Origin of the sequence: Desulfosarcina widdelii (assembly GCF_009688965.1) — a bacterium.
In the GTDB taxonomy this organism is placed as follows: domain Bacteria; phylum Desulfobacterota; class Desulfobacteria; order Desulfobacterales; family Desulfosarcinaceae; genus Desulfosarcina; species Desulfosarcina widdelii.
The window spans coordinates 3,569,098-3,590,386 of sequence record NZ_AP021875.1 but is presented as its reverse complement, the minus strand read 5'-3'; the positions used below and the strand labels follow the sequence as shown (position 1 = coordinate 3,590,386).

14 protein-coding genes are annotated in these 21,289 nt (G+C 55.2%); 7 read left to right on the top strand and 7 right to left on the bottom strand.

Annotated elements, in window-relative coordinates:
- The first annotated feature begins 2 nt into the window (after window positions 1-2).
- From GN111_RS16585 to GN111_RS16555, 7 genes are all read left to right on the top strand, one after another.
- Window positions 3-1,604 carry a class I adenylate-forming enzyme family protein gene (locus GN111_RS16585; RefSeq protein ID WP_155304812.1) on the top strand — a complete coding sequence of 534 codons (1,602 nt, stop codon included), beginning with the start codon at window positions 3-5 and terminating at the stop codon, window positions 1,602-1,604.
- Between the two features lie 4 nt (window positions 1,605-1,608).
- Entirely contained in the window at window positions 1,609-1,770 is a 162-nt protein-coding gene (locus GN111_RS16580) for a universal stress protein (protein WP_231715767.1), read from the top strand.
- Window positions 1,771-1,790: 20 nt separating this feature from the next.
- Window positions 1,791-2,912: a CaiB/BaiF CoA transferase family protein gene (locus GN111_RS16575; protein WP_155304810.1), complete on the top strand. Its 1,122-nt coding sequence runs from the start codon at window positions 1,791-1,793 to the stop codon at window positions 2,910-2,912.
- Between the two features lie 69 nt (window positions 2,913-2,981).
- The gene (locus tag GN111_RS16570) at window positions 2,982-4,472 is read left to right on the top strand and encodes a 4-hydroxyphenylacetate 3-hydroxylase family protein (RefSeq protein WP_155304809.1); all 1,491 of its coding nucleotides are present in this window, start codon (window positions 2,982-2,984) and stop codon (window positions 4,470-4,472) included.
- 26 nt (window positions 4,473-4,498) lie between these two features.
- Window positions 4,499-5,056, top strand: coding sequence for a DUF2889 domain-containing protein (locus GN111_RS16565; RefSeq protein WP_155304808.1), 558 nt, complete (start codon window positions 4,499-4,501; stop codon window positions 5,054-5,056).
- Window positions 5,057-5,190: 134 nt separating this feature from the next.
- The gene (locus GN111_RS16560; protein ID WP_155304807.1) at window positions 5,191-6,573 is read left to right on the top strand and encodes an IS4 family transposase; all 1,383 of its coding nucleotides are present in this window, start codon (window positions 5,191-5,193) and stop codon (window positions 6,571-6,573) included.
- A 29-nt stretch (window positions 6,574-6,602) separates the two neighbouring features.
- Window positions 6,603-7,616, top strand: coding sequence for a zinc-dependent alcohol dehydrogenase family protein (locus GN111_RS16555; RefSeq protein WP_155304806.1), 1,014 nt, complete (start codon window positions 6,603-6,605; stop codon window positions 7,614-7,616).
- 61 nt (window positions 7,617-7,677) lie between these two features.
- Here GN111_RS16555 and GN111_RS16550 read toward each other — a convergent pair whose 3' ends face one another.
- From GN111_RS16550 to corA, 7 genes are all read right to left on the bottom strand, one after another.
- Window positions 7,678-8,454, bottom strand: coding sequence for an alpha/beta fold hydrolase (locus tag GN111_RS16550; protein WP_155304805.1), 777 nt, complete (start codon window positions 8,452-8,454; stop codon window positions 7,678-7,680).
- A 659-nt stretch (window positions 8,455-9,113) separates the two neighbouring features.
- Window positions 9,114-10,358, bottom strand: a complete 1,245-nt coding sequence (locus GN111_RS16545) for an MFS transporter (RefSeq protein WP_155304804.1) — start codon at window positions 10,356-10,358, stop codon at window positions 9,114-9,116.
- A 12-nt stretch (window positions 10,359-10,370) separates the two neighbouring features.
- A complete protein-coding gene (gene pbpC / locus GN111_RS16540; RefSeq protein WP_155304803.1) occupies window positions 10,371-12,701 on the bottom strand; it encodes a penicillin-binding protein 1C in 2,331 nt (776 codons plus the stop codon).
- Window positions 12,698-18,427 carry an alpha-2-macroglobulin gene (locus tag GN111_RS16535; RefSeq protein ID WP_155304802.1) on the bottom strand — a complete coding sequence of 1,910 codons (5,730 nt, stop codon included), beginning with the start codon at window positions 18,425-18,427 and terminating at the stop codon, window positions 12,698-12,700. Before GN111_RS16535 ends, pbpC begins: the two co-directional genes overlap by 4 nt.
- A 224-nt stretch (window positions 18,428-18,651) precedes the next feature.
- Window positions 18,652-19,131 (bottom strand): cache domain-containing protein, encoded by a 480-nt coding sequence (locus GN111_RS16530; protein WP_155304801.1) that lies wholly within the window; start codon window positions 19,129-19,131, stop codon window positions 18,652-18,654.
- 209 nt (window positions 19,132-19,340) lie between these two features.
- A complete protein-coding gene (locus GN111_RS16525) occupies window positions 19,341-19,916 on the bottom strand; it encodes an acetate uptake transporter (protein WP_155304800.1) in 576 nt (191 codons plus the stop codon).
- A gap of 283 nt (window positions 19,917-20,199) precedes the next feature.
- Window positions 20,200-21,264 (bottom strand): magnesium/cobalt transporter CorA, encoded by a 1,065-nt coding sequence (gene corA, locus GN111_RS16520; protein ID WP_155304799.1) that lies wholly within the window; start codon window positions 21,262-21,264, stop codon window positions 20,200-20,202.
- Between the last annotated feature and the right edge of the window lie 25 nt (window positions 21,265-21,289).

Sequence of the window (21,289 nt, the reverse complement as noted above, 5' to 3'; positions counted from 1 at the left end):
CGATGAAAGCCGGTTCCTGGAGCGAAGAAGGGCTGAATATCATTTCTAAAACCATTGGGGATACGCAAATCAATGTTTATGCGGATCGTCCGCTCTCCCTCGGAGAGATGCTGCAGCGAACGGCAGCACAATATCCCGATCGGACAGCTTTAATTTATGACCAGAATTCAATTACGTATGGCGAATTCAGCAGTCTGGCCAATAAACTTTCTTCAGCCCTTCAATTGCAGCACGATGTGCAAAAAGGAGATCGGGTCGCTATCCTTTTTACCAATACCATCGAATTTTGCGTGTGTTTTTTCGCGGTCGCTCAAATTGGTGCCATCTGTCAACCGCTCAATTACAGGTTGAGTCCGGATGAGATGGTGTATCAGTTGAATGATACCGGGGCCAGTGCATTGATTTTTGAATCCATCTACATGGATCAAATCAACCGTTTCCGTGACCGATTGGATTCCTTGAAAAAGCTGTTCACTGCAGGCGATGCAACCGATAAAAACATTCCCAACATTAACGAGTTGATGGAATGGAAAGGTAAAGACTATCTGCCGGTTGAAATTGATGAGGAAGACGTGGCAGCCATCATGTATACTTCAGGCACCACCGGTAAACCGAAAGGTGCAATGCTGTGCCACCGAAATCTCATTTGCAATGCCATGTCAGCCGCATATGTCATGGAAATAGAATCCGATACGAAACAACTCATTCTCACCCCCCTGTTCCATGCGTCGGCGCTGTATAGCCAATTGATGACATCCGTGCTGAAAGGCGGAACGATTGTCATCATGAAGGCATTCAAAACCCGTGAATCTTTAGAGTTGATGGCCAGAGAAAAAGTCAATCTGGTTATTGCGGTACCGACGATGTACTGGTTTTGGGCCAACCTCGAAGATTTTGACCAATATGACTTTTCTTCGTTGAAATACACCATCTCCGGCGCTGCCCCGGCTGCCCCGGAATTGATCAAACGCCTGTCGGTGATGTTCCCCAACTCGAAGTTCATCAATGCCGGTGGCATGACCGAGGCGGGGTCTTTTACGTTTGCGTTACCTCCTGAAGCTGCGTTGAAAAAACTTGGATCCATTGGATGGAGCACGCCATGTATGGAAATCAAGGTTGCCAGGGAAAACGGGGAGCCGGCCGTGGCCAATGAAACCGGTGAGTTTTTGTACAAAGGGGCTTCCGTTTTCAAAGGCTATTGGAACATGCCCGAGGCAACCGAAGCGTCGTTCACGGATGGATGGTTTCACACCGGAGATTTAGGAAAGTTCGACGATGACGGTTATTTATACATCATGGACAGAAAGAAAGACATGATTATCAGGGGCGGAGAGAACATATACTGCGTGGAGCTTGAAAACACGCTTTATGCGCATCCGAAGATATTGGAGGCTGCGGTATGTGGCGTTCAGGATAAAATTTTCGGTGAGAAGGTCAAAGCCGTAATTGTTCCCAAAGCAGGTGTGGAGCTGACTGAAGAAGAGGTAAAGTCTTTCTGCAAGGAACATTTGGCCGATTATAAGGTTCCGGAATTTTATGCATTCGTGAAAGAGTTGCCACGAACACCGACCGGAAAGGTGATTAAAAGTAAATTGAAGCAATAAAGGAGTGGAAACGTTGCTGCCAAAGATTAGCATAAAAAAGATCCTACACGCCACGGATCTTTCCGATAACGCCCGTCATGCCTTTGCCTATGCGGTTAGTCTGGCAGAAATGGTTAATGCCCGGATTGCTCTTTTGCATGTTTTGCCACAAGAGTCCGCACCCTAATTATTACGGAGATTCAGTCCATGGGGCCTTTGGAAGGAATTAAAATACTCGAATTCGGCGGCATCGGAGCGATTCCCTTTTGCGGTCAGATGCTTGCCGACATGGGGGCCACGCTGTTGCGCATCGAGCGTAAAGGCGGACCTATGGCAAGACTGGGCGAGGCAAAATTCAATATCTGGTTCCGAAACCGCCCGGCAATCTATATCGATTTCAAAAAAAAACAGGGAATAGAAGCGATTCTCAAACTCATTGAATCCGCCGACGGAACAATTGAGGGCTTTCGGCCTGGGGTAATGGAACGTTTGGGGATCGGTCCCGATGAATGCCTGTTGCGCAACCCCAAACTGATTTACGGGCGCCTGACCGGCTATGGCCGCGAAGGTCCACTCTGCATGGCCGCGGGCCACGACATTAACTATCTGGCCATATCAGGCGGCTTAGGTGCAATCGGGCACAAAGAGAGCCGCCCGGTTCCACCGCTGAACATCCTGGCGGATCTGGGTGGCGGTGGTCTCATGCTGGCATTTGGAATGGTCTGTGCGCTTTTGGAACGTACTAAATCCGGAAAGGGGCAGGTTGTCGATTCAGCCATGGTTGATGGCTGTGCCGCATTGTTCGGCGCGTTTTATGGTTGGTGGGCGGCCAATGTATGGAAAGATCGCAGAGGCGTGAATCTGTTAGATAGTGGCGCCCCATTCTACGATACCTACCAAACGGCTGACGGGAAGTATATTGCACTCGGGGCTTTCGAACCCGAGTTTTTCCAGACGGTACTGCAGCGTCTGGGCATTGATGGTTTCGAGTTTGAAGACTATGCTGATGAAAGGCATTGGCCGGCCCTGAAAGAGAGGTTGCGTTTAGCATTTAAAGCCAGGACCAGGGATGAGTGGTGTGCCTTTTTTGAAGGATTCGATACCTGCATTGCACCGGTTCTGTCTTTTAGTGAGGCCTTCGAGCACCCTCACAATAGGGCCCGCAATACATTTGTTGAAATTGGGGGGGTAACCCAGCCCGCCCCTACCCCAAGATTCTCCCGCACCCAACCAGAAATAAAGCAACCACCAACGGAACCAAAAGAAAATATAGAAGAATCGCTATTGCAATGGGGATTCAACCGCAGTGAGATAATGGAAATTTTGTAGGAAAGCCTCTCTAATTTGCATTGAAATTCAAACTAAGCATCCGCGGAAAATCTACGCAAAGGAAAGCCAATGAAAATCAAAACCGGTTCGGAATACATGTCCAGCCTGCAGGCCACCAATCCAGTCATTTATTACAAGGGCGAGAAGATCGAAGACGTCACCGTACATCCGGCCACGGCGCCCCATGTGCGGGCGGCGGCCATGACCTACGCCCTGGCTTCCCAGGATGAGTACCACGACCTGGCAACGGCGACCTCCCATCTCACAGGCCGGGAGATCAGCCGCTTCACCCATGTCCACCAGAATGTCGAAGACCTCATCAAGAAAGTCAAACTGTTGCGCGTGCTGGGTCAAAAGACCGGCACCTGCTTCCAGCGTTGTGTGGGTTTCGACGGGATTAACGCCACATACGCCACGGTATACGAGATCGATAAAAAGCATGGAACAAATTACCTTGAACGGTTTAAAAAATGGCTGATTCGAATTCAGGATGAGAACCTGATGGTGGTTGGAGCAATGACCGATCCGAAAGGCGATCGGTCCAAGTCGCCAGCCGATCAGCCGGATCCCGATCAATATGTTCATGTCGTTGAGCGCAGGGATGACGGGATCGTGATTCGAGGCGCAAAAGTTCACATGACCGGCGCGGTCAATTCGCATGAGATTCTGGTGATGCCGACAGCCGCCATGAACGAGGCGTCCAAGGATTATGCCGTGATATGTTCCCTGCCCATCGACGCCCCCGGTGTAACCATGATTTTTGGTCGTCAGGCCAACGACAGCCGTCGGGATCTGCAGGAGAATCTCGACGTGGGCAAGCCCTCCTTCGGTGTTGTGGGTGGTGAGGCCGTACTCGTTTTCGAGGATGTTTTCGTGCCCAGGGAAAATGTGTACATGGACGGAGAGACTGATTTTTCAGGACTGATCGTTCATCGTTTTGCGGCCCACCATCGAGCCAATTACGGAGCCTGCAAAACCGGTCTTATGGATGTGCTCACTGGTGCGGTTACATACCTGGCGCAGATCCAGGGTACGGCCAAGGGATCCCACGTACGGGACAAAGTGACCGAAATGATTCATTTGAGTGAGACGCTTTACAGTTCTTCGATCGCCTGTTCGGCCGAAGGGGTGCCTACTCCATCCGGGGCATATATGGTGGACACCATGCTGGCGAATGTCTGCAAACAGAATGTCACCCGTTTTCATTTCGAAGTGGCCCGCTTGGCCGTGGACTTGGCTGGTGGCTTCATTGCCACCCTGCCCAGTGAGCACGACCTGCGCAACGAGGATGTCGGTCATCTGGTTAAAAAATATTTTTCGGGGGTTGAAGGAATTCCCGTGGAGGACCGGATGAAAATCGGTCGACTGATCGAGGCGATGACCGGCGGTACGGCCATGGTAGAGTCCATGCACGGTGCCGGTTCTCCCCAGGCCCAGCGCATCATGATTTTTCGTGAAGGCAAATTGAACGAAAAGATAAAACTGGCCAAGGCACTGGCGGGAATCCCTTCGCGAAAAGAAAAGGAAGTCTATCCGCAACTAATTTCCAGAGAAAAATAGAATGTTTATCAGGAGTCCCAACACCCATGATCCGTTTGGACAAAAAAACAAAAAAAATCCATGACCGCATGATCAATACCGTCATTTATGAAGGCGAAGCGGACTCTATAATTGTCGAGGGCTCTCTTCAGGATAAGAGGCTGTGCAATTCACATATGCCTTCAGGAGAGGTCCGCCCACCCTATACCGTACACCAAATGATTATCCGGATAGAGCTTCAGCTTCCAGTTCTTACTATTATAGACATTGAAGTAGAGTTGCCATCGGTGCCCCATGCGTCTTGTCGTGACACCCGTGGATGCCTTGAACCCCTCAAGGGATTGTGTATCGCCTCCGGTTTTACTGCCAATGTCAGAAAACGGATTGATCGAAAAAAAGCGTGTACGCACCTATTGACGTTGGTAACAGCCATGGCACAAGCAGCCTTTCAGGGTGCCTGGAGCTCCAGGATCAGAGAACCCGTTGACACGAAAACCTATGCCGAAATGATGAGCGAGATAGAGGACACCTGCTGGACCTTGCGAAGAGAAGGTCCGTTAATGGAAAAAATAAGGGAAGGCAACCAACAACCTAATTATAACTGAAGTTTCGCAGCTAATTTTTGGATATTTTAGAGGGATAATAAGTTGAAAATATTAGGAAAATAATTGAAAAGCGGCTCTGAGTTTAGTATATTAGACATCGCCAAACACCTAATATCACTAAAGAAAGAACCGCTATGAATTACCCTAATACATTTTCCCTCTCCTTGCAAAAACAATCTGATTCGGGCCGGATCATTGACGACCATGAACTCAATCGTGCGTTCACCGAACTCAAGTTCCGTTCATTGGCCCGACAAAGCAACATCACCAAAAAAAGAGGTTATGAAACACTCTCGCTCATATTTGTTTTCGTACTACTGCCTTTTCTCAAGCGAAGCCTCAACAGTTTCTGTAATGGCGGCTATATACAAAACTACGTCCAGGCCCATAAAGACACGTTCTACCGGTTCTTGAACAATGAACACTTCAATTGGAGAAAGCTGGTCCAGATGTTGGCATCAAAGATCATAGCCATGCGTAAGAATGTCCCATTGAAAGAAAAAGTATTGATCGCCGATGACTCCATCTGTCCCAAATCGGGCAAAGAGATCGAATTGGTCAGCTATCATTTCGATCACAAAGTCAGGCGTTCCATTCTTGGCAATCAGTATCTGCAATTGGGCTTTCATGACGGGTTACATTTTTTCCCTATCGATGGTGCCTTTCATACATCCAGTCACCGGCCCAACACTGATATGCGGAATATCGACAAGCGTACCAACGGCTGGAAACGACGCAAGGAAACGCTGAGTAAAAAAACCGACGTTCTGGTTCAGATGCTCGACAGAGCCTGGAAGTCGGGCCTCGATGCCAGCTTCGTCTTGTTCGACAGCTGGTTTGCCCACGACGATATTATCCGTCGCATCGTTGATGTCGGTTATGGCGTCATCTGCCGATTAAAGCGCAACCGGGTCAAATACGGTTATCAAGGCGGCGCATATACGCTCAAACAACTATGGCAGCAGGTCGCCAAGAAACAGACTGTCTGGATCAAGAATCGCACGATTAAGGGCGTATGCCTCAATGTCACGTTGAAAAAGACCGGCTCGGTTCGGGTACTGTTCGTTTCCGATGGTCGCAAACAGTGGCAGGCTCTGCTTTGCACCGATACCGAGCTGGAGCCATCCCGGATTCTTGACTATTACGCCCGCCGTTGGTCCATCGAAGTATACTTTAAAGATGCCAAGCAGATGCTTTACATGGGAAAAGAGCAAAGCAATACGTTTGACGCTTTGATTGCCAGCCAGAGCCTGGTTATGATTCGGTATCTGCTATTGGTCTACATCCAGATAAAACACGGGCTGAACGCCTGCGTTGGTCCGCTGTTTCGGCAAACGTCGGACGATCAGTCATTGTGGATGTTCAGCCGTGCCGTCTGGGACCGTGTCAAAGAACTAATTTTTAAGTCAAGCGATATACTTTCGTACCGTATCGAACCTGATTTACTTTTTCATTTTATTGATATCATAGAAGATCTCATCGCTGAACAAAGTCGATGGGTTACTGCGAAACTTTAGTTATAACCAGTAGTTGAGGGAAGAGTATCATGAAAATCTTTCAGATACAGGATGACTGGTCCATGGACCATTTGAAAATTGCAGAACGTGAACAACCGGAGCCAGGTCCCGGTGAGGTTTTATTGAAAATGAAAGCCGCATCTATCAACTACCGTGATCTTTTGGTACCATTTAAGGGATATGGGTCTTTTACCGGAAAGCTACCTCTCGTTCCAATCTCGGACGGTGTTGGTGAGGTTGTGGAGGTCGGTGCCGGTGTAACCCGGACGACTCCTGGTGATCGAGTTTGCCCCATGTTTATGCAAAAATGGATTGCCGGAGAACCTGATCTGGATGAGATAACGTCTGCTTTAGGCGGACCTATCGACGGTGTAATGCAAGAGTACATGGTCTTGAATGAAGGCGGGTTGGCGAAAGCTCCCGAATTCCTTTCGGACGAGGAAGCTGCAACCCTACCTTGTGCTGCGCTTACCGCTTGGAGCGCACTGGTTACGGAAGGGAGTGTCAAGGCAGGAGACACGGTGCTGTTGCAGGGAACCGGAGGCGTATCCTTGTTCGCTTTACAGTTCAGCAAACTGCTGGGGGCCAAGGTGATTATCATCTCCAGCAGCGAAGACAAGCTTAAGCGAGCAGCTGCATTAGGTGCAGATGAAGGTATAAACTACACGACCACTTCTGAGTGGGGTAAGGTGGTGAAGGATCTAACTATAGGTAAAGGGGTTGACCACATCATTGAAGTGGGAGGCGAGAAAACATTGCCGCAGTCCTTAAAGGCAATTCGGCCAGGAGGAACAATCAGTATGATCGGTGTCCTTTCTGGTTCAAAAATGGGAGTGGGGCTGGGGTTAATCGTTACACGTAAGGTACGTCTTCAAGGAATAACTGTAGGACATCGGAATTCATTTGAAGCCATGACACGCGCCATAGTCCAACACCGGGTTAAGCCGGTAATAGATCGAGTTTTTCCTTTTGAGGAGCTTAAAGAAGCATTGGAATATCTACGGGAGGGAAATCATTTCGGTAAGATTTGTATCCGTATTTAATTTTGGAGGGAATAGCGTCCGGCCCCTTCGGCGAGGTAACGGACTCCGCATCAGGCCGATATCAGGCACCTTCTTCTTGGAGTCGGAAGAACATCCCAACTGCTGTAAAGGCATCCTCGTGCATACTAAGTGCGAAATGATCGGCGCCCGGCACTTCAATGTAACTACCATTAGGGATGCTTTCAGCTAATCGCGGGCCACGCCCAAGAATTGGGTCGGTCTCGCCACTCACCACAAGTACGGGAGATTGAATAGAGCGGGCGTCTTCGAGCGAGCAGGCTGGGTAGTTCGCTTGCACCGCTGCCAGCGCCGCAAGTCTGTCCCCGCCAACCTTAACTGATAGTGTCCAGTACATTGACTCGTGTGGCGGGAGATCTGCTGGAAAGTCGCCGCGCTCCAATGCATTCTCCAGTCTACCGAAAACTTCAGCAATGGAGAAAGGTGCGTCACCAAGAAGCCCATCGCCAGTGGCGATCAAGACGCTTGGACCAATGCGGGCCGGAGCCTTGTGAAGGAGATTGAGACCAATCACACTGCCTAGCGCGTAGCCTATTATTGACGCTTTTTGGTGACCAAGGTGATCGAGCAGCGCAAGAACGTCAGCACTCAAGTTCCCAGTCCCATACGCAGCTGGATCGCGCGGCTTGTCGCTCTTGCCGTGACCACGAAAATCCATACCGATGACTTGGCATCCGACAGCGTTGAGCCTTTGAATCCAGCCCCATTCAGCGTAGTTGCCAGCAAAGCTGGCTGTCACACCATGGAGCAGAATGGTGGGCTTTCCGCTGCCATGAACCTCGTACGCAATTTGGTAACCTTGTCGTTTAAAACTATCCATCTCTTCTATCTTTTTACGCGTTGGTGCGAATATAAATCAATAAGGACGTGCCAGCGCCTAAGTTATTCATTCGCGGCGAAAAAAATGCAGATTTGCCATAAAAACGGATGAATCCATGTGAATGGCAGTTATTTTTTTATGCTCATTATCATATCCAATTGATTATTCAACAGAAATCCAGCAAATCTCGGTGAACCGGACTATCATTTATATGACTTGCGTTTTGACAAAATTTAGAATGCGAATATTTGTACCAATTCTGCATATTATTTTGCAGCAAACTAATTGCAACCCGGCTTTATCCTGCAGAGTATTTAACTACGGGGAGTCCGTTACTTATAAGGGAAGGCCAAATTCAGATTAATTGAGAGTGGTTTCCAAGTCGCATCCTCGTCAAATGTTGTGATAGATCCTCCCTGGATCAGCAGCAAGAATTTTCATGGCCTCACAAGTACGTTCTGGCTATCCCACAAAAACGGACCTCACCTGAACCTGGCATATCTTGCCAACATCTGCATTCTAAAGTCGGACTTGGGAACCTCAAGATATTGTGGTTGGTCTTAATTAAGAGAGCTATGATACTTACCATACTATGCAAATTGGCCAGCACCCCCGATCATGAAAAACATCCCATGATAGGTATTGCGTAGAGCAATGCTTTAATTAGTTTGCTTGTCATCGACCGTTAACATATAGAACAAAGCCGTAAAGACAAGGCTGAGCCCAAAAAAGGCAAATACCAGTTTAAGCGCTTCAGGCCCAAGCACGCTTCCGGAATAGAACGCCTCTATCGCCCAGCCAATACCATGAAGAAAAAAAGCGCCGCCGATCATTGTAAAAAAATTGATTCCCGTCATTGCGCTCCCCGCATTTTTCAGAGGCATGCGTTCCTTTATGTGAGCATACATGATCTGGCCCGAACCGCTGGAAAATCCAAATCCAAAGAACAATGCAAAAATAATTATTGTCGAGACACCCCTGGATAACAGAGACAATACGATCAAAATGCCCGCCATGATAGCCAACCCGGTGATGATGACATTTTTTCGCGAAAGAAGCACCCTGTCCGAAATCCACCCGCAAATCGGACTGCCAATGATCATGCCGATACTCATGGCAAATAAAAGGTTGCCGGTCATTAATTGGGAAAAACCCAAAACTGTCATTAGAAAAGGTGCTGCCCAAAGCGCCTGTACGGACGCATAGATTCCATAGCGAAAAAAGGTGCCCATTGATATCAGCCAGTAATCTTTTCGAAAAAAAAGCTGCATAATGTCATTCGTAAACACGGACAGTCCAATCGATTTTTCTTTTGGAAGCTTTGCTGGCTCGTCATCGGGACGATCTTTTACAACCAAAAAAAACAGGATTGTGATGAACAGGTTGCAGATGGCAAAGAGTAAAAACGTGGTTCGCCATCCAAAATGATTGGTGAACCACACCAATGGTGTCGCGGCCATTATATTTCCGGCTGTCCCCACCGATACGAATATGGCGGATAGCGTCGCAAAATAAGCCGGAGAAAACCAGGTGGTGACCAGTTTCAATGGCCCCATCAGATTGCAGGACATGCCAATGCCAAGGAGTATCCGGCCAACGATCAGCACTTCACTTGAATTCCCATAAGCAAATACAAGGGCCCCAACGGCAGCCAATAATGAAAGTGCGGTCATGAGTAATCGAGGCCCGACCCGATCAAGATACAATCCCACCGGTATTTGCATTGCGGCAAACGAATAAAAGAAAGCCGCAGAGATGAGTCCTAATTCTTCGGGGTCGAAGTGAAGCTCGGTAACCAGATTGGGCGTGATCACAGCGATTGAAGAGCGGTAAAACTGTGAAAAGACGAAAAGAATGCAAGATATAAAATAGATCATCCACCGGCGATATTTTATCAGGGTCATTCCTCGTTAATACTATCGGACCCACTCAACGGTCAAGGTAGTTGAAGCGGCGCGTCCGTGGTCGTCCACCACGCGGACATCGAAGGTACCGCTTCGGGCGGTCCACATCAGCGGCTGGCCGGGGGGTGATGCGCCCACGTAGCGATTGTCCACGAACCAGTAAAGTCGCCGGACATCCCCGTCGGCGACCGCAAGGAAGGGCACCTGGCGGGTGGAGGTCGATTCGCTGTTCATGGCCGCCACCAGCCCGGCTTGCGGCGAAGTGATGGACGGCGGGAGGCCGGAGGTGGCCTGTTGGTCGAGACGGCAATCTTCGCCAAAAGGCGGTGGGTCCTTGAGTACAATGCCTGCCGTGCGGAAAATGGACAGCAGGTCCGAAGGCCAGAACTCGAACACCCGCATCTCGGTTTTCCCCGGCATATGCATACAGGCCCGGCGGCCAGTGGCAGTATCCACGGGGATGGCCCGATGAATGCTGCAGACCCGGATGGGCGAAACGCCGGGAATGAACCCGCTTTTCTTCGTGTGTCGGCAGTATTTGCCGGGAAGCTCGCCGGTAAGGGCGCACACATCCACCTGCCGCAAGTTGAGTTGTGAGAAGTTGACATCTTTTTCAACGGTCCAGCCCCGGTCGGGCGCCAGGGCGGCGAGAACTTCGAAGAGCAGGGGACCGGCGGCGCTGCGGCCCACGAAGGCCCGATTGCCCTGGCCGTCGAAGTTACCCACCCACACGGCCACCACAAGGCCGTCACAGATTCCCACGGCCCAGGCATCCCGGAATCCGTGGGATGTGCCGGTTTTCCAGGCCACCTGATTGGCGCCGTGGGCCATGGCAGCTATGCGGTGGCTCTCCGGTGGCGGATTGTCCTTGAGAATGTCCATCGTCAGGAAGCTGGCCTCCGCACTCAGGAGGCGCCGGGGCTCCGCCGCATCCTTTCCATCGGCGAGCATGCGGATGGATCGCAGCTCCCCGCCATTGGCCAGGGCGGCGTAAAGCGAGGTCAGTTCCAGCATGGTCACCTCGACCCCGCCGAGGCACAGGGCCAGGCCGTAAAATTCGGCCGGTTTGAGGTTCCCGATGCCCGCCTGCTGCAAAAAGCCCTGGAAACCGGGCTCACCCAAAAGGGCCTGGAGGCGGGTCGCCGGCAGGTTGCGGCTTAAAATCAGGGCGTCATGGGCCGAGACCGGCCCCAGAAAGCGCTGGTCGTAGTTTTCTGGGGTGAAGCCGCCGTAGCGCCGGGGAGCGTCCTTCATCAGGCTGGCCGGATGGATCAGGCCCTTGTCCATGGCCAGGGCGTAGACGAAAGGCTTGAGCGCCGATCCCGGCGAGCGCCGGGCCGCGGTTCCGTTGACCTGGCCGAAAATGGCGTCATCGAAAAAGTCTGCCGACCCCACCATGGCTTTTAGTGCCATACTGCGCCGGTCCAGCACCAGTACCGCCGCATTGTGGAGGCCTTCGGACGCATGCCGGGCGATATGGGCGCGAACCAGGGCTTCAACGGTCTGCTGCCGGTGCAGATCCAGGGTCGTATGGATGATCCGGCATTTTGTCGGCAGGAGTTCGGCATCGAGATGATTCACGAAATGGGGCGCCTGGAAAGGCAGTCGGGACGGATGGCGGACCGACAGGGGTAGATCGAAAAAGCCGTTCAGGTGGCAGTCCTTGGGGTGGGCCCTTAGCCAGCGATCCAGAAGATGGTTCCGGGCGGCCTGCAGGTTGGCAAAGCCGTTGGTGGTGGCCGGATTGCGGTGCACGGGGTTCTGGGGCACTACCGCCAGGGTCAGGGCCTCGGGAAGAGTCAACCGGTCGGCGGTCTTGTTGAAATAGATCAGGCTGGCGGCCTGGATGCCTTCGATATTGCCCCCGTAAGGTGCCAGGTTCAGGTAGGCTTCCAGGATGCGGTCCTTGTCGTAATGGCGCGTGAGCTGCAAGGCCCGCAGGATCTGGTGCAGTTTGCCGGGCAGGCTGCCCGTGTGAAGGCGCCAGCGCAGCCGGGCCACCTGCATGGCGATGGTGGACGCTCCCACCCGCCGGCTGCGGGCGATGTAGGTGGCCCAGAATGCCCGGGCCAGGGCCAGGGCATCCACGCCGGGATGGCGGTAAAAGTCCTTGTCCTCGTAAAACAGGGTGGCCTGGATCAGGCGGGGCTCCATCCGCTCCAGGGGGCAGTGCAGCCTGTAGCGGTCGTCGTCGGCCAACGTCAGGCGCAGCAGGCGGCCCTGGCTGTCGAAAAAGGCCCGGGACTGGGGATAGGCGGCTTCCAGCTCCGGGCGGGGGCACAGCAGATAGCCGGCGGCGGCCAGAACGAACGCCGCCGCCAGAACAAGCAGCCCGCGCTTCATGGGGCCGGCGCCACCGTTATCCGTCCGCCGGCCGTGGCGGCCTTGAGGCTGCGGTCGTACATGGATTCGGCCGCCGCTGCGGGCAGGCTGAAGCTGCCGGCGGCAACCACTTTCACCCGATAGGTCAGATCGCGCACCGAGGTGCCCACATTTCCGTAGAAGACGACCCGGTCCTCGCGCACATCCACATAGTCGGCTGTCCAGCGGCCGACGGTTCGCTGCACGGAGCTGCGGATCACCTCGAACCCGCCGGGCAGCAGGTCGACGATGGCTACGTTGGTCACCAGAGGCGATTTCAGCGAGCGAATCCTCAGGTGCACAGTGACCTCCTGACCCTGGGTGAAGGTTTCTACAGCTTCGCCCGAGGCATCGGTATACTCGCGATAAATTTCCAGTCCGCTGCGCAGGGGCTGGGTGGGCAGGCTGTGGTCGAAACCGGATTGAACGTTCAGGTAAAAGAGCGGGCCGGTCCCGTCGATGCCGATTTTGCGGGCATCGGTCCCGTAGGTCGCCGTGGGGAAGGGGTCGGATCGACCGTCCAGCGCCTGTTTGGCCCCGTCGGCCGTCTCCATTTCAAAACGGACCGTTTCCGGCTGGCCGTCCGTGGATTGCAGCCGGCCATAGGCGCCCAGGGCCAGGATGGCGTAGCTGGCTCCGATGGTGTTGGTCTCGCCCTTGAAGATGGGATCGATGAATTTCAGCACCGTCTCGCCGTCGATGGCGGCGGCCCGCTTCTCGAAATGCCGGCACAGCAGATAGAGGGCCTGGGCATCCCGGGTCAGGGGCCAGTTGAAGTCGTTCAACTTCTCAAGTTTGTCCGCACCGATGCGGTATTGGCCGGCCAGACGGTCGGCTTCGGCATCCATCTTCAACAGTTGGTAGGCGGCGGCCATGTAAACGGCCGCCAGGTCCGTTTCCCAGGCGTCCGGATGGCGGTGTTGCAAGGTTTCCTGGAGGCGGACCAGATAGTTGGTGGTGGTTTTACCCAGTCGGGTTAGCAGGTAGATGGCCTGGGCCTGCACGCCGGCCTCGGTCAGGTCCCCGACATCCCGGGAAGCCGCCTCCTGCAGGTAGTTGGTCCCCCGGCGCAGCATGTCCGCCGGCACTACATAGCCCAGCTCTCGGGATTCGATCAGAAAGTGCATCACATAGACGCTGGGGAAATCGGCGGCAACCGACCCGCCGGGCCAGAAGCAGAATCCGCCGCCGGCAAGCTGCCGTTCGCGCAGGCGGTCGATTACCGCGGCAAAACGCTGGTCGATGTCCGTCACCCGGGAACGATAACCCGGATGGCCCAGCAGGCCCACCAGGGGAAACACCTGGCTGACCACCTGCTCGGTGCAGCCGTGGGGAAAATGATCCAGGTAGGCGACAAGGGCATCCACCAGCACCAGCGGGCTGGCCGACGCCGATACGCGCTGCTCGGCCAGTTGGGGAAACAGCTGCCGCGGCAGGGTCAGCCGGACGGAACCGTCTTTCTCATGGCCGCTGACGAAGGTAGTTCCATAGGGTACGGCCGGCCGGATGCTCAGGCCTACCGTGCGCCGGCCCTCCTCGTCGCCCAATTGCGCGGAAAAGGTAAGCGTGGCCGCTCCGGGGGCCTGGCCGGCCCGGACCGTAAAGGAAGCACGGCCTTCGCCTTCCTCGTCGATGGTCAGGCGCAGGGTGTGTTCCCCGAGGATTTTCAGGTTGTCGGAAGCTTCGATACGGACATCCACCGCGGCCTGCTTGCCGCTGCCTTCCACCAGGTTGGCCACACCCACCGTGGCGACAAATTCGTCGTCGGGGGCGGTCTGGAGCAGCACGCTGGGCGAGAGCACAAAGGGGCCGCGCACCAGGGTGTCGGCCTCGGCCGTTCCAATGGCATCCTCGCCCACGGCCACGGCCATGACTTTGAGGTTGCCGTCGAAGGTGTCCGGCACGGTAAAGGATACCGTGCGCCGGTCGGGCCCTCCGTCCACGATGCCGGACCAGAAAACCGCCGGCGTGTCTGTCAGCCGCGCAAAGGGGTTCAGGTTGGCGGCCAGGGCCTTGCGCATGGCCCCCCCGCCGCTGGCCATGGCCTCCCGGATCAGATTATACTCGGGCAGGATCAGGTCCAGCATCTGCAAGGTGGTTACTTCCAGGGCCCGTTTTCTCATGAAATGGTCGATGGGCTTGGGCGTATGGTAGCCGGCCACCTGGAGGATGCCCTCGTCCACGGCGAACACCGCCACCCGCGACGGTTTTTCGGTGGCATAGCCGATGGTCATGGCTTTGCCCGGACGCACCCGTTTGTCCACCTCCAGGGAGACTTCCAGCTGACGGCGGCTGCGGTCGATGGTGAAAGGCGCCACGGCCGTACTCAGCGGGCTGGTGAAGATCTCCTTTGAGCCGGCATCGCGAACAAAGGAAACACAGACATAGGCGTTGCCCTCCAGACCGTCGGGCACGCGGATGGATGCGAGGGTGCCGGTCGTCTCGGCGGTAAACCATTTGAAGGCATGCACCCGGTCGCTTTCGATGGTGATCAACCCGGTGCCCGTATACGGGGCCGTGACGCTCATTTCGATGGTGTCGCCGGCCCGGTAGTCGCTGCGGTCCAGCTTGAGCTGCAGGGCGGCCTCCTTTTCCAGGCGGCCGGTGAGGTTCCCGTGACCCACCACCGTATAGTTCAGGCGGGCCAGACGGACGCCGGCCGGATCATGCACCTCGATGGCGTAGTCTCCCGGCTCCTGCGTTGGCAGTGGGTAGCCGGTCCCCGATTCAGCGATGGCAAAGGGCTGGCTGTCGATTTCGCGCTCCCGGTCCACGGTCTGGTATTTGAATGTGCCGTTGGGCTGTTTGACCAGGGTGGAGAGGTGCTGGATTTCCAGGCGCTTTACCGTCAGGTCGGCAAGGGCCAGAGGTTTCAGCGCGGGGTCGATGGCGATCCAGTCGATGCGGCGCTGGCCGCCGGCATGGATGAAGTCCAGGTCGCCGTCGCTCTTGAATCCCACCAGGTGGGGCAGCGGAGATATCAGCACCCAGTTCTGGGCCGACACGCTGCGCCCGCCGCCGGGATCGAAGCCCTCGACGGTTAAATTCAGCCGATAGGTGCCTTCGCGAAAACGGTCCAGGGGAATGGTGAAACGGACCTGGCCGTCGGCGTCGGTTACCGCCGGCTCCAGGGCTTCGTCGATTCGCAGGGGCCTTTGCGCTGCATCGGCAAAAGGATCAGCAAAGCGGTAGTCGGCGAATTCGTCAAACCGGAACCGGGTCGGCTGCACGCCGATGGTCGCCTGGACGCGCCGGTCCCCGGCCGGTGCACCGAACAGGTTTTGGAGGGAGACCCGGGCCGTCAAGGACGGCGCGGCGGTCCAGCCGCGATCCGTTACGTCCAGCAGGGTGCTGGCGATCTTCATGGTGTCGGGGATGAACTCCTCCACCGTAAAGTCGGTCGATCCCAGCAGGGGGCCGCGGTTGCGGTTGTCCCGCACCAGGTAGAGGGACACCTGGTAGCGCCCGGTGTTGGAGGTGGCGTCGGTAACGTAGTCCACCTCGAAGAAGCCCTTTTCCGGCAGGGTGATTTTCTCGGTTTTCACCGTGTTGCGGCGCGGGTCCCGGATCACCGCTTCCATAGGGATGCCGGTGACGTTGTCCAGCGGGGCGTTCTTGACGATCATGCCCAGATGGACCGTCTCTCCGGGCCGATAAATGCCCCGGTCCGAGAAGAGAAAAGCGGTCAAAGCGCCCGGTTTGGCCTGGCGTCCGCGCAGGCCCCCTACCTCGAATCGGGAGAAATCGACTTGGCGCGAATGGCTGCCAAAGGGGATGAAGGCGGTGTCCGTCTCCGTTTTCACCAGATAGACGCTGGGCCGCTGCTCGCCCTTGAAATCCCGGGTGACGGGGATGCGGGCAAGCCCCTCGGCCGAGGTGGTGCGGCGAAACAGCGGCAGGCCGTTTTTACCCAGCAGTTGAACCATGGCGCCGGCCACCGGCCGGCCGGTGGCAATGGACTGGACGAAGAGTTCATGGGAGCCGTCGGCGTTGTTCTTGACCAGCAGCCCCAGGTCGCTGATCAGGATCAGCCGCTGATCTTCGGCCCCGTGGACCCGGCGGTTGCGCTTTTTGTCCCAGCCCTCGACGTTGACGAAAAACAGGCCGTATCCGCGGTCTTCCTCGCGCAGGAATTCCGACAGGTCCAGGGAAGCGTAATTGGCCTGTTTGGGATGCAGGGGTTTGAGGTCCAGGATTTTTCGGGTGGTTTCGGCGATGTTCTCCGCATCGAAGTTGCGATTGGAAAAGTACGGGTCGCGGATGTCGCCGCCGGTCTGGGTGACCAGGTGAACGATCTGGTTAGGCAGCAGACGCCCCACGCTGATTCTCAGGGCGCTCAGCCCGCGGGCCATCATCCCCAGCCGCCGCTTGCCGGACAGGGCCAGCAGCGATCCGTCGCCGGTCATTTGAACCTGCCGGGGATAGGTCGGTGTGGCCATCACGTTGTCGTAAAAGGAATTCTGCACGAAATCGTTGACCGAGGTGAGGCCCGGTTCGATGCGCAGGTACAGGTAGCGGCCTTCCGGCACATCGAGGACGAAATGGTAGGTGGTCGAGGCCGGGCGGGCGTTGGGCAGGGCCTTTACGTTCAGCCTTTGGGAAGCGGCCAGGACCTGGGCGCTGACTTCCCGTGGGCTTTTCCAGTAGCGGTTTTTGCGTTTGCTGTTGAATTCCGGGAGGAGATACAGTTGAAGTTTTTTCTCCAGTTCCCGGGCATCGATTTCGTCGGTAAAGGCCAGGGTGAGCACCTGTTCGGGCTCCTGGCGGTCGTTGACCACGATGCGCAAATCGGTCTGGTCGACCTTGAGAAAACTGGTGCGGTCGGGGATGAGTACCGTGTCGGTCAGGTCCTCGGCAATGGGTTGGCCGCCGCTGGCCGGCATGACCCCCTTAGCCACGGTCAACCGCATGATGTTGGGATTCGGCGGCAGGCGGATCGGCTCGGAGGAGAGGTAGGCCTGGTGGCGGTGCTCGTCGTATCGTACCGTCATCTTCCTGGCCACCGGGGGCGTCTGGATCGATTCGTCCGAGGGCCGCATGGCCATGGTCAGATGGCTTTCCAGGTTGGACGGGTCCACGGGATGAGAAAAACCTACCGTGGCCACCACCCGGCGCACGGCGCTGTCCGTGGGATCCTGGTAGAACTCTAGGGATTCGATGGCCGCCTCGAAAGCCGGCGTCTCGAATTCGGCCGAATCCGATTTCAGCCGGGTTTCGGGCGAGAAGATCGCCGGCGGAAAAGACACCGTAAAGCGGGTGCCGGCCGGCCAGGGGCGCTCCGGTTCGAAAATCAAAGTCCGGTCGTCGGCCCACTGCCAGCGGCCCGGCAGGGTCGGGGCCATGCGGATACCATCCAGCGGTTTGTCGATACGGTCGATGCGCGCAACGCTGGGATCGCCTTCCGGCAATGGCCGGTCGGGGTCCAGATCGTCAAAGGCATAGGCGAAGGCTATTTCCAGGCGGTCCGGAGCGGGGTCATCGACATCGGCCGGCGGTCCCGGCGGGTTAATCTGCGCCGCCACCTGTATGGGGGCGGGTTGGCTCAGGTAATAACCCGCGGCCGCACCGGCCGCCAGGAGCAGGAAACCGATGGCCCAGAAAACGATGGGCTTGCGTTTCCTGAAATTGTTGATGGCACTGATCCACGGCGGCGGGGTGTATGCAATGCGTCCCAGCAGCAGGCCGAACAGTTTCGAAAAGGCGTTCATGGTTTTATCCCCGATGCAGCGCACCTTCCGGCGCGGTTGTTTGGGTCGATGGCAGCGGCGCGGGGGCCTGGGTTCCGGCCGCGCCTGAGAGCTCAATTATCGATCACTATGACACAGGGGATGCCGGCGAAACAAGGGGTTTGGATCTGAAGACAAAAAGCCCCGCCAAAGCGAGGCTTTTCTCTTCGATATCGGGCAGATCGGCCATTTCTGGTTGAACACTGTTAATACATCATGCCGCCGACATAAACCCCCGCACCCACGAAAACATCCTGACCGGGAACCCGGTAGATATAGCTCAGCTTTTTGGACGGCGTCGTTTTCCCGGGCTTGGGCCACATGTACTCGACCCATCCATGCCCCACCTTGCGGGCCAGGTTGACAAAATGCACGAACAGGGCCTTGTCGGTCGGATCGGTCATCAGCAGGACATGCTCCTGCTTGGTGAGTTCCGGTCGAAAAGGATGGGCCAGCATCTTTCCGTCCAAGTTCATCAAGAACACATAGGAATCTTTCCAGACGAATGCCCCCTTGGGGTTGGATATTTCTTTGATCGCGGCATCCAATCCTTTGGAGTTGATCAGGGCCGCCGCTTCATGGCATTTGACCACGCATTCTTCCTTGGTCGCCCATTCTTCCGCGCCTGCGTTGCTGGACAACAGGCCGACAATCAGGCAAATCGCAACGATAGTAATTTTTTTCATCGCATTCCCCTCCGCAATGGTTCGGGTTTATTCAGTGCCCATCCAGAATTGGCCAATTCGCCCGATATCTTTGTTGCGCGAAAAATTTTATCCTCGAAATATCATCCATATGACTGCGGTAAAATTTTTCGTGCGCCTCGATCTCGACCAAATTTGCCTATTTCTGGATGGGCACTATTTAGCATTAAAACGCATCCGTATTTACGCGTTTACTCTTTAGGCTTGATCCAGGGATCGCCCACGGGGAGAACATCCCTTCCGAAAACCTGGGCATAAATCACATGGGCCATCATGTAGAGGGCCGATGCGGCGCACAGCATCAGTTCGTAGCCGGCAACTTTTGTCAAGGACGGATAACCGAAATGGGCCAGGTCCAGCAGGATGAACCCGATCAGCAGCAGGGTAAATGTCGTTGCCATGGCGCCATGGATCCGCATGGCGGGTATCCACAAAATGGCCGTGTAAATCGTCCAGGCCACCAGAAACCACCCGACATCCGTGGTGCTGGCGTGATAGATGTTGAAGTGGTTTAGCATGAAAATAACGCCCAGCGAGATCCAGAACGCACCATAGGACACGAAGGCACTGTACCCGAAGTTGTTCCCGCATTTGAATTCCTGATAACCGGCGATCAGTTGTGCCAGTCCTCCGAAAACAAAACCCATGGAGACGATGGGGCCGACCCCGCACCATCCCACGTTGTGAAACTGCAACAACATTGTCGTAATGCCAAAACCCGCCAGACCGACCACCCCCGGATTGCCAACCGGCGCTTCGTTTGCCATGATTAACTCTCCTTCCCCTATAAATTTTAATCAAATTTGACCGATTTCAATGATCGCCGAATCGCTTAAAGATGACGGACGATCAGTAATAAAATATCGTGAAGGGTACACAATCTCCGCAAGCGGATAACGGGGCAGCGGGCGATGTCAGTCGGCGTGTGTCGCAGGCGTCGCAAGAGGCGCCAGATGGAGAGGGAAAGAACGGCTGTCGGGTACCATTCTTTCTATAAATAGTATGGATCTGTTTCGATGGTCAAGGGGAGAAGATCGAGAGGAACCCGTTTTACAGCCACCGCTTTTTTCGGAAAAAGAAAATCATACCGACAACGACAGCGACAACCACGATCCAGAACAGCGGATATCCCCAGCGCCACTCCAGTTCGGGCATGTGCGTAAAATTCATGCCGTAGATGCCGGCGATGAAGGTAACCGGAATAAAGATGGTAGCGATGACGGTCAGTACCTTCATCACTTCGTTCATGCGGTTGCTGATGATGGAAAGATACAGGTCCTGAAGGCCGGAAAGGATGTCCCGGAACGATTCGATGGTATCGATGGTCTGGATGGTGTGGTCGTATACGTCGCGGATGAACAGGCGCGTGGTATCGCTGAAGAAAGACGACTCCTCTTTGAGCAGAAGGGAGATGATGTCGCGCAGCGGCCAGACCTGTTTTCTCAGGTAGATCAGCTCCCTTCGAACCGCGTGGATCTCATCGAGCAGACCGGCGTCGGGGTGATTGTCAATGCCTTCTTCCAGTTGCTCCAGCCGCCGGCCCACGTGGTCGAGGATGACGAAATAGTGGTCCACAATGGCGTCGATCAGGGCGTAGGTCAGATAGTCGCAGCCGAAGCCGCGAATACGCCCTTTGCCCTTGCGGATGCGTTCGCGAACCGGTTCGAACACATCTCCGGCCGCCTCCTGAAAAGAAATCAGGATATTCTCACCGAGGATCAGGCTGATCTGCTCGGAAGCGATGGACTCCTCGTCGGTATCGTAGCGCAGCATTTTCAGCACCACGAACAGGTAGTCGTCGAACACTTCGGACTTGGGGCGCTGGGTGGTGTTTAGCACGTCCTCCAGGGTCAGCGGATGAATGCCCTGCCGCCTGCCGATATTCTCCATCAAGGCCACGTCATGGGTGCCATCGATGTTGAGCCAGGTAGTGGTGCCTTCTTTTACCAGGTCCAACCCTTCTTCGACTTCGTCGATGGTGCGTTCGGTCAGGCTGTCGGCCGTGTAGTGCATCACGGACAGGCGAACCTTGTCGAGTTTCCGCTCGCCCACGTGGACCAGGGTGCCTGGAGAACTGCCGACCTTTTTCAACGCTCTGTGGGTGAAACGGGACATGGAACCTCCTTTATGCAAATTCGGC